This window comes from Marinifilum breve, assembly GCF_003202155.1.
Lineage (GTDB): Bacteria > Bacteroidota > Bacteroidia > Bacteroidales > Marinifilaceae > Marinifilum > Marinifilum breve.
Map to the genome: position 1 here is coordinate 372,161 of NZ_QFLI01000002.1, position 12,697 is coordinate 384,857.

At 35.0% G+C, this 12,697-nt stretch carries 12 protein-coding genes; all 12 read right to left on the reverse strand.

Annotated features, from left to right (window positions below; genetic code table 11):
• Nucleotides 1–88 precede the first annotated feature (88 nt).
• Entirely contained in the window at nt 89–1,219 is a 1,131-nt protein-coding gene (locus tag DF185_RS05615) for a sugar transferase (protein WP_110359756.1), read from the reverse strand.
• A gap of 230 nt (nt 1,220–1,449) precedes the next feature.
• Nucleotides 1,450–2,616, reverse strand: a complete 1,167-nt coding sequence (locus tag DF185_RS05620) for a carboxylate--amine ligase (protein WP_110359757.1) — start codon at nt 2,614–2,616, stop codon at nt 1,450–1,452.
• Nucleotides 2,613–3,299, reverse strand: a complete 687-nt coding sequence (locus DF185_RS05625; protein WP_110359758.1) for an HAD family hydrolase — start codon at nt 3,297–3,299, stop codon at nt 2,613–2,615. Before DF185_RS05625 ends, DF185_RS05620 begins: the two co-directional genes overlap by 4 nt.
• Nucleotides 3,271–4,212, reverse strand: coding sequence for a polysaccharide deacetylase family protein (locus DF185_RS05630; RefSeq protein ID WP_207784590.1), 942 nt, complete (start codon nt 4,210–4,212; stop codon nt 3,271–3,273). The genes DF185_RS05625 and DF185_RS05630 overlap by 29 nt, the downstream gene beginning before the upstream one ends.
• 9 nt (nt 4,213–4,221) lie before the next feature.
• Entirely contained in the window at nt 4,222–4,971 is a 750-nt protein-coding gene (locus DF185_RS05635; protein ID WP_110359759.1) for a polysaccharide deacetylase family protein, read from the reverse strand.
• 20 nt (nt 4,972–4,991) lie between these two features.
• Nucleotides 4,992–5,993: a lipid II:glycine glycyltransferase FemX gene (locus DF185_RS05640; RefSeq protein WP_110359760.1), complete on the reverse strand. Its 1,002-nt coding sequence runs from the start codon at nt 5,991–5,993 to the stop codon at nt 4,992–4,994.
• A 58-nt stretch (nt 5,994–6,051) separates the two neighbouring features.
• A complete protein-coding gene (locus DF185_RS05645; protein WP_110359761.1) occupies nt 6,052–7,065 on the reverse strand; it encodes a lipid II:glycine glycyltransferase FemX in 1,014 nt (337 codons plus the stop codon).
• A gap of 33 nt (nt 7,066–7,098) precedes the next feature.
• The gene (gene wecB / locus DF185_RS05650) at nt 7,099–8,277 is read right to left on the reverse strand and encodes a non-hydrolyzing UDP-N-acetylglucosamine 2-epimerase (protein WP_110359762.1); all 1,179 of its coding nucleotides are present in this window, start codon (nt 8,275–8,277) and stop codon (nt 7,099–7,101) included.
• The gene (locus DF185_RS05655) at nt 8,264–9,367 is read right to left on the reverse strand and encodes a DUF354 domain-containing protein (RefSeq protein ID WP_110359763.1); all 1,104 of its coding nucleotides are present in this window, start codon (nt 9,365–9,367) and stop codon (nt 8,264–8,266) included. Before DF185_RS05655 ends, wecB begins: the two co-directional genes overlap by 14 nt.
• 12 nt (nt 9,368–9,379) lie before the next feature.
• Nucleotides 9,380–10,294 carry a glycosyltransferase gene (locus tag DF185_RS05660; protein ID WP_133249967.1) on the reverse strand — a complete coding sequence of 305 codons (915 nt, stop codon included), beginning with the start codon at nt 10,292–10,294 and terminating at the stop codon, nt 9,380–9,382.
• A gap of 19 nt (nt 10,295–10,313) precedes the next feature.
• Nucleotides 10,314–11,603, reverse strand: coding sequence for a hypothetical protein (locus tag DF185_RS05665; RefSeq protein ID WP_133249968.1), 1,290 nt, complete (start codon nt 11,601–11,603; stop codon nt 10,314–10,316).
• Nucleotides 11,596–12,690, reverse strand: coding sequence for a glycosyltransferase (locus DF185_RS05670; RefSeq protein ID WP_110359766.1), 1,095 nt, complete (start codon nt 12,688–12,690; stop codon nt 11,596–11,598). Before DF185_RS05670 ends, DF185_RS05665 begins: the two co-directional genes overlap by 8 nt.
• Nucleotides 12,691–12,697: the final 7 nt, after the last annotated feature.

Consider the following 12,697-nt stretch of genomic DNA (forward strand, 5'->3'; position numbering starts at 1 on the left):
CGGATAAAACTGTAAATACATCATAAAATCAACTCAATAAATATTGAGTTGATCTGCATCAGAGAGTATTTGATATTTTATTAGCCATTTAATTACTTGTTAGCCTGTTGGCTAATATGTTCTTTATTGCCAAATACAAGTACTTCAAATCGGTTGTAAGCGGGGATTTTAGATAACTTTTAATGTATCTTTTTTCTGAATCCTGAATCTCTTCAAGTGTTTCAGGCAAATCGGCATAAAATGGAGGAACAATACCTGGAGTAACCATTTTTCGAAGGTCTTGCAGTTCCTTATCATATAGTAACAAGTATTGCTTGCTTATTGGCCTCACCCCAACAAGTTTCATTTCTCCTTTTAATAGGTTTACAAAATTTGGCAATTCATCAATCCAAAATTTTCTTAAAATTTTACCGATTGGAGTAATTCTTACATCGTTACTAATTTTCCCCCCTTTGGCCAAGCTGTTCCTTTTAAGAAACTCCTCCTGCAAGTATTCAGAAAAAGGTACCATGGTTCTGATTTTATACACAAAAATCTCCTTTCCTCCTTTTCCAATTCTTTTCATTTTAAAGAGTAAACCATATGAGGCAAATTTGTGATAAGCTGGCGTTTTAGTCTTTTTGGCAACCAAATAAATATACCCATTTGCAAAGTATTCATTTACCAATTCGTATCCCCCGGCATATAACCTGCCAATCATTTCCAATTGACGAATTGAACGATTCATTCCCTTTGTCAGATAAAAGTACAGGCGTCTTGTTATGCTAAGTTTTGGAAATACCCTTCTAAATATAAAATAATGCAGGTAAATGATTTTATTGATAGGAAATGCATGAGAGGTTAAAATTTTTCGCTCAATGGTTTCCTGTGATTTATAACGAAAAATAAAAAGAGCATCTTTTTCTAATTTATTATGAACCGCTTCAAAAAATTCATTAATACTAATTAGGTTGTTGATAGGTTCCATACTAACCAACAATTGGTAATTTGTTCCTGTTAACCTGTCAATATCCCTTACTTCCTTTGTACTTACAAGGATGTGTCTTGAGTTGTTTCGGTTAAAGTAACCATTCACAAACTGAAATCCCTTCTGACCTAGTAATAGAGAGTGATCGCGAAAGTCATTGCGATAAATTAAAAATTTTGATATCTCTTTCCTTGATTTCTCAAGCTCCTCCAAATTTTCAAAATCCCTCAATAATTCATTTTCGTCCTTCATGACAATAAGTTTTCGATATCAATAAGAATTCTAATATTTGTTACTCTCACATAAGCATAACTACCGATTCAACTTACAGCGGATAACCAGAGTGAAATCTTTACATATTTTGATGTGATAAGATCTCTTGACTTATCATGAGCATAGTGGCAATAGAGTTTGATTTTTTTTCAGGCACAGCACTACAAATTGACTGTTGGCTGATCAGGAATGAATTACTTCACATGAAATTACCAACCTCTTTCTAATACATGTTTTCTGCGTTCTTTATTGAAAATAGCTGATGCTACCTCTCTAAAAATTCCATAAACGGGCCCAGGATCATTCCAGTTTAAAATATCGTAGGATGTGTTTTTCGCCCTGAATCGTAAAAAATCCTTGATATTGCTTACTGTCTTAGGGGCTGATAAAAACCATAGAATATCACCCATCAATAGCCACCTCACCCTTTTTCCAACCGGATAATCTAATTTTTTTAGACACTGATCTCCTTGTCCAAGCAGGTAAAGCAAGTATGGAAAATCTACACCAGAATAGACTGCTGTTTGCAGCGATCCCCAAAACCTGGGATTGATTTCCATTAACTTTGGAACTCCATCCCTGCTGTCGATTCTAAATTCAACCATGGCCACACCAGACCATTGCAAATTCTGTAAAAGTTTAATGGCATATTCTTCCATTTCAGGGTGAATTACTCCTTCACGCAATGTACTTGGACCTCCGCTAATTGGATATTCTCTGATCCTTTTATGTGTAAACTTGCCATACACCTCACCCTTTTTAAGCAGTAATGAAACCCCATAACCACCACCTTGTGGAATAAACTCTTGTAACATCGGATTTCCAAACTGCTTTGTTATCCTTTTGTAACTGCCTTCAAACTCATTCCAACTTTTGATATAAACAATTCCACGGGAACCTGAACTAATTTTTGGTTTAATTAAAAAAGGCAGTCTAATTTCTTTTTTCAATTCCAGTATTTCCTCATACGATTCAGGAAGATATGTTTTGGGGTGTGGTATACTTAATTCCCTGGCAATTTCGATGGTTTTATACTTGTCTCTTGCAATATTAAACTGTTTATTATCCGGAACCAACAAAGCAGCATGCTGCAACAAATTCTCCTGATTTCCCCCACAAATCTCCGTGGTATTATCGCGAACAGGCATAATAAAACTGTTCGGATTTTTTTTTGTCCATTCCAAAATGAACTTTTTAAAATTCTCAGGTTTTTTTCGTGGATCGGGATAAATTACCTTCCTACTTACATATTTTGAGTAAAATGAGGCACAAGGATACGATTCTCCCACTATCACATCACAACCTTTACTTCCTAAAGATCTGATAATGGATAATGCCGCACGCGACCTACCGTCCAAAACAAACACCTGTTTCATTTGAGTCCTAAATTTTGATATCTACAAAAAAGTATAGACCAGTAATCTATCTTTTTACTTTTCAGGGTATTCTCACAGGCATGATCAAAGCAAGAGTTTGAGGTAATACTTTTTATTTTGCTGTTAACCACCAGGTAGCATTCAGCTGACATTAAAGCCATTGACAAATCACTTTTACTATCAGTATAAATTCTGTCAATTTTATCGACTCCCTTTTCAAGTAGCTTAAAAGCTTTTTTCTCCCCATAAATATGTTCTTCTATTTTAAAATATCTACCCTCTTTTATCGCCAGGCTTGTAGCTATAATTTCAATATTTGGGAAGAGCTGTTCCAGAAAAATTTTAAATGCCGCAGATACGATAATGACCCTTGCATTGGAACACTCATTTTTAAAATTATAATCGTAGATCTGATTCAATTTAATTCTAGAGGAAAATTCTTTGGCCAATTGATGCATTTCTTCTGTATGATACGGCTGTATAAAAAGTTTGACGCCCCAATTTTTAAGTTGCAAGTTGGATATTAACTCAAGCTTTTGCATAAGCCACAAAAACAAATACAAGTAATACCTTAGCAGAAAGAAACTTTTTTTGCGTCCACAGAATTGAAAAAAGTCAAGAGTTGTATCAAATGTTGTAAGTGTCCGGTCAAAATCAAACACTATGGTTTCCCTGCGATCCATAAAATGTATTTTCTACATATTCCCTTACGGTGATAAATTTATAGTTCCTGCTTTTAAAGTATCTTATTTCTCTCTCATATAAATCGAGAGCTTTTTTACCCAGATTTTTAGCCTTCAATTTTGCCCTAATCAGGTCTTGAAACAAGTAAGCAAATGCCTTGTTCGATCTTCTTGATATCCTCCTTTTTTCATAGGATTCATCAATAAGTTCATTCGGATGAATATCAAATACAATTGGTTTTTGATTGATTGAATTTTCAAAATGTAAGAGGTGATGCTGCCACTTTGTTAAGAGAGGAAAAAGCCTCATCGTTGTTCCCAAATAAGGTAAAAAGGTTGCACTTAGTGGAACTTCTACAATGGGAGAATCACCTTTTTCAAACAAGCTTTCAACTGACGTACGATATGGCAGCCTGGGTGATAACAACCACTTCAATTTCTTTATACCACCAAAGGACATAAACAGATCGAATCGTTGCGAAGCAATAGAGCTATCAATTGAATATCCTGCCTCTATCAATGCCTTTCCCGTATTTTCATTTACTCTTAATGCAGGAGCTCTAAAGCTTATTACTTCCTTACCAGAGATGTCCTCAAGAATCATTTTCGACTCCTTAAGATGTTGTAACTGCTTTTGATATGGCATTTGATCGAAGCCATGTTCCTTTTTATGTGATAATCCATGACTTGCTACCTCATGTCCGTGATTCAAAATCATTTTTACAACTCCAGGGTATAGTTTCGCGATATATCCGGTAAAATAAAAGGTCGATTTGATATTGTATTTACCATAAATATCCAGTAAGAATGGCATTCCTTCCTGCAACACCTTTAATCCTGTTTCATCTCTTAATCTATTGAACCAGATTGATGTGGTTTCAACATCATTCGTTAACAAGCAAACTTTCTTCACTCCTCAATACTATTGCAATAAAATTCTTTTAATTGTATTTCTCACCCTACACATAAACCTTTCAATCCCCCAGTATATTATATTTGAATGCCACCTGTCAGGGTGTGTTAAAATAATTAATTGCTTGATATTATCATGTTTCATTTTTCGAAGTAATTCTTCGGTAGAATCTACCTCCAACATCTGTGGTAGTTTATCTCTTACTCTCTGCCCCCTATCTCTCCAGCTTCCTCCTGAATCGGAAATATAAGTCACTTTGTTATAGTCAATTGACAAATACGGTTCGCCTATTACACCAAAATCTTCAAAGTCATACTCTTTCCACAAATCCCGGTTGTCCCATTTCGAAAAAGAACTTCCATGCATGCAAATGGTGCTTACCAAGCAGACTTTTCTCATTTCATTCAAACTATCTTTAAAGATTTCCAAAGCCTTAGTCATATTTCCATTACTTTGAGCCAAGCTTTCATAATGATATCCAATCTCATGTCCCAATTCACTAATCCTTTTAATGATATCCGGCTTAAAAATCGATTTTATATTTCTAAAATAATAAGTTGAGCGCAGGCCATATTTATTTTCCAACAATGCCATTTGAAGAGCCATTTTTGGAAATCGATCAACATCATGACGCAAAATAACCAAGGGTTCAGCTGATTCCTTCTCAAAATAATTGTGAAAGGGCATTGCATTAATCTTTAAGTCAACAATGGTTCGACAAATGGATTCGTAAGATTGTAAGGTAAAATCACGTTTCATACGAGTTGGATTACTTTATTTTACAATTTTTGCCAAACCATAAAAGCTTTTTTGGCAAAGGCATACATCCAAGGCTGATGAACTTTTTCATATCTTCCAAGGTTCACTATTTTACCGCCATACTTCTTTTTATAATCTCTTACTCCATAAGAAACATTGGGTTTCCCGGCTCCTCCAAAATCAAAAACTTTACAGTCATTTGTTTTTCCCCAAAGGAAAATTTCCCAGGGAATTAAGTCATTGGGGCATTTAGCATACTCACTGCAATACGAGCCAGCGTAATAGTCGTAGATTACCTTTTTATATTTTAACGAAATACTACATCCAATTATTTTGCCCTGATGTTTCGCCACAAAAATGAGTAAGCCCGGATTACCAATTAATTTCTTTCTAAGATTCTTAAAATAAACCAAGTCGGGTAATGGCAGTTTTACCCTTCTAAATACATCATTAAGAACCCTATATACATTTACAATAGCCTCATCTGAATTATCTACAGAGATCTCTATTCCCTCTTTCTGTGCCTTTCTAATACGGTTTCTCTTTCTCTTTTCGACTTCTTTCCATAAATCCTCTTCCTTCTTCTCCAAATCAACAAGTATATTCAGGTGTTCTACATATTTGAATTGAGAAGCATTAAAGCTTGATTTGATTTTTGAGGTATCCCATAAATTCCTAATTTGTGTATAAATCGCCTTGTTTTTAACCCTATTGCTATATTGCTCCAATAACAATTCTGTTACCTGCAGGTTATCACCCTTCACAATTGGTCCTCCCATTATGATTGCCCTTGACGAAAATTTACCAAGTATCCCTTCGTGTACCGTTAGAATAACGGCAAGTAGGGTTCCTAAAATTTCCGACTCATTTTTAACTGCCAAAAAAATAGGTTTGTATTTCGGTGTTTCTTTATACACATCGTACATTTGAGGCGTTTGAAACACATTACCATTGGGATGATAATGAATAAACTCCTCCCATTTTTCGCGATTAATTTTTTCTGGATGGTGGATCAATTCCATTCTCAATTAAGGTTTAAAGTAATTCATTTGTAAATTATCGGTCGTAGTTTCAGGAGGTTTAGAAAGTAAATTTCAGCTTTTGCCACACAAGAAAAGCCCTTTTGGCAATGGAAAACAGGGTTGGTTTGTGTATTTTCTCATATCTTCCAAATCGCATCAATTCTCCTCCAAATTTCATTTTATAGTCGCGTACTCCATAAGGTACATTTGGTGATCCCGCACCTCCAAAATCAAACAAAGTGTAACCATTTCCCTTGGCCCAAATAAAAATTTCCCATGGTAATATGTCGTTTGGACATTTATGGTGATGTTTTGATTTTGCACCTGCAAAAAAATCATAAACCACCGATTTATAAAGCAAGGCTATTCTACAGGCTATAATCTCATTGTTAAATTTGGCAACAAATATTTTAATGGCAGGATCCTTCGTGAAATGAGTAATTATATTCTGAAAAAATGTAATATCAGGCAAGGGTAAGCGAGCCTTATGATATACTTCCTTAAGGATGCCATAAGACTCAATAAGGCCTTCATTTGAGGTATCAATTTCAACTTCAACACCCAGTTTCCTGGCTTTTCTGATTTTATTTCTACTCTTGGATTGCAAAGATTTCCAAAGTTTCTCTTTCGACACATCCAAGTTGATAAAAATGTTCAAATGATCAAGAAAGTAAAATCCATTCTCTTTAAAAATGAATTCATAATTTAAGGTATCATGAAAATTTCGAACCTGGGATAGGATGGCATGTTTTTTCGCTATTTCATTATAGTTATCAAGCAATAACTTGCAGAGTTCTTTATCGTTATTTTCCACTAATGGACCACCACGTATAATAGACCGTGCAGAATACTCCCCCAGTAAGCCATTCAATACTTTTTCGATAACCGCAATAAGCATTCCTTTAATTTCGCCCTCTTTTTCCAAGGCTAAAATTAGTGGTTTATACCGTTTTGTATTTTCGTAGACCTGGAACATTTGAGGGGTATGAAAAACATTTCCATTTGGATGTTCATAAATAAACCGCTCCCATAACTGTTCATCAACCTCATTTTTGCCTTCTAGTATCTTCATTTTAATAATAAACCAACAGTTATTTTAAATAACTTATAAAGTATTCACCCTTTTATTATGGTTCACAAGCTTTTCTTTCTTTTTATTCTTGATTAATATATCGCAGATTAATTCCGCAGTATTCCCATCTCCAAAAATCTTTGGGAAATTCCTAGTATTAATCTCATCATAAACACCATATGCATCAACTATTTTTCTATAATCTGCCCCACAAAGTAAAGCCATACCCGTTTCTAGTATTTCTGTCCATTCAGTCTCTTTACGAAGAATTATACATGGTTTATTGAAAAAGTATGCTTCTTTTTGAACTCCTCCCGAGTCTGTAATGATCAATTTGGCATTCTTTTCCAGTTCAATCATCTCCATAAATGAGACCGGAGGTAATTTTTGTATATATATTGAATTGTCTATTTTCCTGAGTAAAGCTTGTGGCAAATTTTCAGACATACATTTCATGGTTCGCGGATGCAAGGGAATTTTGATATCGATTGAAAATTGGTTGGCAATATATAAAAGTGCTTTAAAGATATTTCTTAGATTTTCAGCATTGTCTGTATTATGGTCTCTATGAATTGTAGCTAGTATATACTCATTCTGTAGCTTTTTCTTGCACTGAATACTATTGAAAGGCATCTGAGAATAGTATAGAAAATTATCAAACATGATATCCCCAACATTAAAAATACCTGGTTGATCGATACTAAAATTTGAACGATGAGAAGTGTCAAAACCTTCCTTCTCCAGATTTGTGACAGCCTTTTTATTGGGTGCAAACAAGAATGTGGAAACATGATCACAGAGAATCCTGTTAATTTCTTCAGGCATTTTTTTATTGTACGAACGAAGTCCTGCTTCAACATGCACAATGGAAACCTGTAATTTACTTGCTGAAATTGCCCCTGCCAAAGTAGAATTTGTATCGCCAAACAGCACCACATAGTCAGGCTTCTCTTTCATCAATACCTCCTCGAGTCCCAATATCATTCTTGCAGTCTGCTTTCCATGAATAGCAGAACCAATATTAAGATTGTATTTTGGTAAAGGTATTTCAAGTTCTTTGAAAAATACCTTCGACATGTTCTCATCATAGTGCTGCCCCGTATGTACGATAATTTCAGTAATAACATTTGAATATTTTTGCCGAATTATCCTGCTTAATGCAGCCGCTTTTATGATTTGAGGTCTTGCTCCAACAATGCTAATTAGTTTCATTTAATCTGAATTGAGCTAATAAATCTGTATTGATAGAAGTAGATGTTACACTTTCAGGATAGTTGGATATCATCCAAATCAGAAAATCACTTAAATCAATTTTATCTTTCAACATTTTTAACCTTCTTTTTTTCCATTCTTCATTTCTGCCGTTCAATTCCAATAAATCCTTTATTTTATCTAAAAATTCATCAAAGCGGCCCGGCTGAAATGCATAGCACAAGCCATATGTATCCTCCAACTCATTGGGAACCGACAGCTTGCCGGCAAAACTGTTGCATTTGACTGACGGAACTCCAAGTACAGCAGCTTCAGATGTCATGGTCTGACTATCACCAATGAACATTTGAGAAAAAGCCAATAAAGAATGGATTTTTTCAGGATTAATTTTCAATTGATAGTCCATCAATTCGGGTTCAAGATCCCCTTCACTAGTTATGAAAATTCGACCATATTTTTTTAAGAGACTAATAATTCGAAGTTTCTGTTCCAAAGAAATTCCCCTATGACCTATATCGTGATGTGCCATGAATCTATTAAATCGAAGCACGAAAAATTTTTCGCTAATATCGATGTTCAACTCCTTTAAAACCCTAACATCTGGAACAAACCTGTTGGGTAATAAATATGCCAGTTCATGAAAGCCATTGTAAAAAATAGTATTCTTTTTTTTACGGTTTCCTATAAGGCTTGCTGGTGATACCAGGTAATCTGCAAATGGATGACCAAACTTCACAAACAAGGGTTGAACATGATCATCATCATCATCCAGGATTATTGAATTCATTGAACTGATTGCAGATACATGAGCCAAGGCCAAGGAGGAACCAATGCCTATTTCAATATTATTTTTCCTAACAAGTCGATATATCAAATAGTTATAATGGAGCTGACTATAAGCCTTTGCTAAAATATGATCCTTTTTGGTTCCCAGTTTTTGATAAGGTATATTATAATGTTTCAACAGTTGAATGGCAATGGGAATGTCCTTTACCGTGACCCATATCTTGTGAATTGACTTGAGTTCGAAGTACAGGTTTTTGAATAAATGTACATGGCCTGGATGGGCGATATCAATTAGAATTCTCATTGCAATAATTTTTTAGCCGGCAACTGTTTCATAGACTTCAATAATTTTCTTTGCGATTAAGCCTGATGTTAAATGTGAAACTTGACTGCGACCATCAGTTTTTCCGCCAAATGCCAGGGCTTTCTCAATTTTATCTGTAATGTCTTCCGGTTCAAATGAAGTGAGGTAACAACCTTTGGTATTGGAAATGATATCTTTTACATCGCCAACATTTGTTGATACAACAGGACAATTGCATGCCATAGCCTCTTTTATAAACTGCGGCGATCCTTCGGTAAATGATGTTAATAATGCAAGCTCTGCTGAATTCAAGAGTAAGGCAACCTCTTCCCGCTTATATCCTTTTAACTCTATCAGTTCATAAGAATTGTCATTTAAATTCTCAACAGCCTTCCTCGCCAAAGGATAGTTCTTTACCTGGTTATCGAATGAGGAAGAAAACAAAATGTACTTCTTATCCAGCGATAATTTCATTTTATTCTTAGAAGTGGTTTTATCCATGGGATAAAATATTTTAAAATCGACACCACATGGAATAACAGCTGCATTACGATTTTTTACGAATGGCAACATATAGGGTGAAACAACAATACATTTTTTGCTTAAAATCTGGGCCATCCTGGAATAAAATCGCAGCTTAGCTGAGTAAAGGTCCGTACCATGAAAAGTAACAATTACCGGGATTTTAAATTGCAATCCCGCCAACAGGCCGCTTAAGCCATAATGGGCATTAATTACATCATAGGAAGCTTTTCCAATCTGTTTCCAAAGCCGAAATATATTCCTGAAGTAACCAGTAAACCCCTTCCCTTTGATCAAAAAAACATCAACCATTACACCTGCTGAGACCAATTCATCAACTTGTTCCTTTACAAAGGGCGATATGGACTTTTTATTGCCACTGCACACAATTAAAACACGCAGCATTTTGCTTTCAAATTTGCAATTAAACAATTTTATTTAGCATTAAATCTGTAAAATAACTGGATTTAAATTTTTGGTCCAGGAAAATAAGGGCAAGGATGACGAAATAGAGGCCTTTCACAAATTCAAATCTTAAAAAGACATAGGAGTAGATAGTTGTATCTACAAAAAACACCAGAGTGAGTAACAAAAAGGCCAGGTATATGGGGTGATGTATATAGGATTTCCAAACATGCGCAAATAAACTGCAAAAAAACAGCAGATACACACTTACACCAAGGAAACCCACTTGTGTAAGCAGCCAAACAAATCCCATCCTTCCACCATATCTCACGCCATATTCATCCATCATTAAACCAGAACGCGAATTGTATTGAGATTGAATTAATTTTCCTGCTCCATCACCCAATATGGCAGTTTGGGTATTTTCATTTTTCATATGATTGATAAAATACAAAAGGCCATCCTTTCGTCTTAATTGTGCTTTATCTTCAGCATTTCCCTGCGTATATTCCTGAATATAATTGCCAATATAAACCAAATCTACACTTCCCCACTGACTATGTTCCGGGTTAAGGGTTCTATTGGTTTTGGCCACAAAAGCAAATGCCACGACTCCCAAAAGAGCAATAATCAACAATTTATTATACAATCGGGAAAGCAACTCCAACTTACTAAACCTCACATACATGTACGATCCAACAATAAAAAACAAGGGAAGAAAGAGTAAGATGGCTCTTTTATCTCCAATGATTGCAAAGAGAATAAATGCTCCTATTAAAAACAGGTATTTGATATGAGGTTTGAATAAGAATATGCAAAACAGAATCACAATGATAAATAGCGGAAAAATTGTAGATACACTTCCACCTTGTAAGGTTAATGTTCCAATGATCCCATCTTCACTCTGTCCTTTTGAAATGAATTTGAGAATTGCCGCAGGTACTTGTATCAGTACAAGTATTTTTATAAAATCGATCACCCTTGATATGAGAAGTATGCTTTTCTCATTAATCAATACCAGGAAATAGAAATAGGATATAAGTGTATAAATTAAAAAATAGATTAACGAAAATGTATCTAACTTATTGATAATTGTACTTAGAATAGCAACTCCCAAAAAGCCAATGATCCAAAATTTAAAAGGTGTTTTAAAGCTGCCCCACGACTCCACAATTTGCAGGCCCAACAGCACAAACAAGATGAATGGAACTCCAATTTTATAAATAGCCGATGAGATTCCCATGAGTTGCATGAGCCCTGTGAAAAAAATCAGCGACCAATAGATATAGTGCAAATAGGTTTTAATCATGTGATGAATGTTCCAGAACTGGCTTGAGCTTTGTTTTTACGATATTTGACCACTCATACGACTCAAGTGATTTTACAATTTCCGATGCTTTAAATCTGTGTCTTGAATTGAATGCCATTTTTAATGCATTATAAAAAGAGTTTGCATTGTCTTCACACAAGTAACCATTTTCTGAACTGATCAGTCTCCGGTTTTCGTAGGTAGAAGTCGCAATGCATATCATCCCTGAAAGTACATACTCAAATGTTTTGGTTGGAGGCTGATAATCGTAGTACTTCTCCAAAGGAATATAAGAAACACCAATATTACAGTTTGCAAAGTATGATGTAAGCTGATCATGATTTACCCGACCATGAAAATTAACAACAGTTTGAAGATTGTTTTGCTGAATGCTCTTTTGTAATCGTTCCTCATCTTCCTGCGTTCCATATCCGAATATATCGTAGGTCATTTTCACCTGTGAGTGAAACTCTTTATAAAAGCAGGCAAATCCTTCTATGGTTTCATGTATGTTCCTTTTGGTTAATGTTCCTACATACAATAATTTAAGTGAATTAAAATCAGTTCCATTAGATGGTACGATATCAGCACCGAGCGGAAGCAGGCTACATTTTGCTTTAGGAAACCCTAATTTATCACACAACTTTTCGGATAGAATCGTAATGCGATCGAAAAATAATGATTCGAACAGAATCTGCTGGTTTTGGAGAAACCTCGACAATCCTGATCTTTTCAAAGAACCCGACCTGATATCGAGTATTTTATATCCTTTGCTGATCGAGATCCCGAGCAAAAAACATAATTTGAAATAAACCATAAATACCTTTTCATATTTTCCTGTTTGCCATTCCTGTAAAATTTTTTTTCGCCAGGCCATAAAACGTTTCAATTTATTGGGCATGATCTCCTGGTAATGAATATCAATACCATTGAGTTCCACTTTTGGAAATCCTTGATCGTAACAAATAAAAGTAATATGGTACTCCTCTTTAAGGTATTTACAGTAATAAAAGTAGCCCGATTGATAGCCAAACTGTCCAGGGTTTACAATCAGAATACGTTTTTTATGTTTATAGTTGTCCCACATTTTTAAG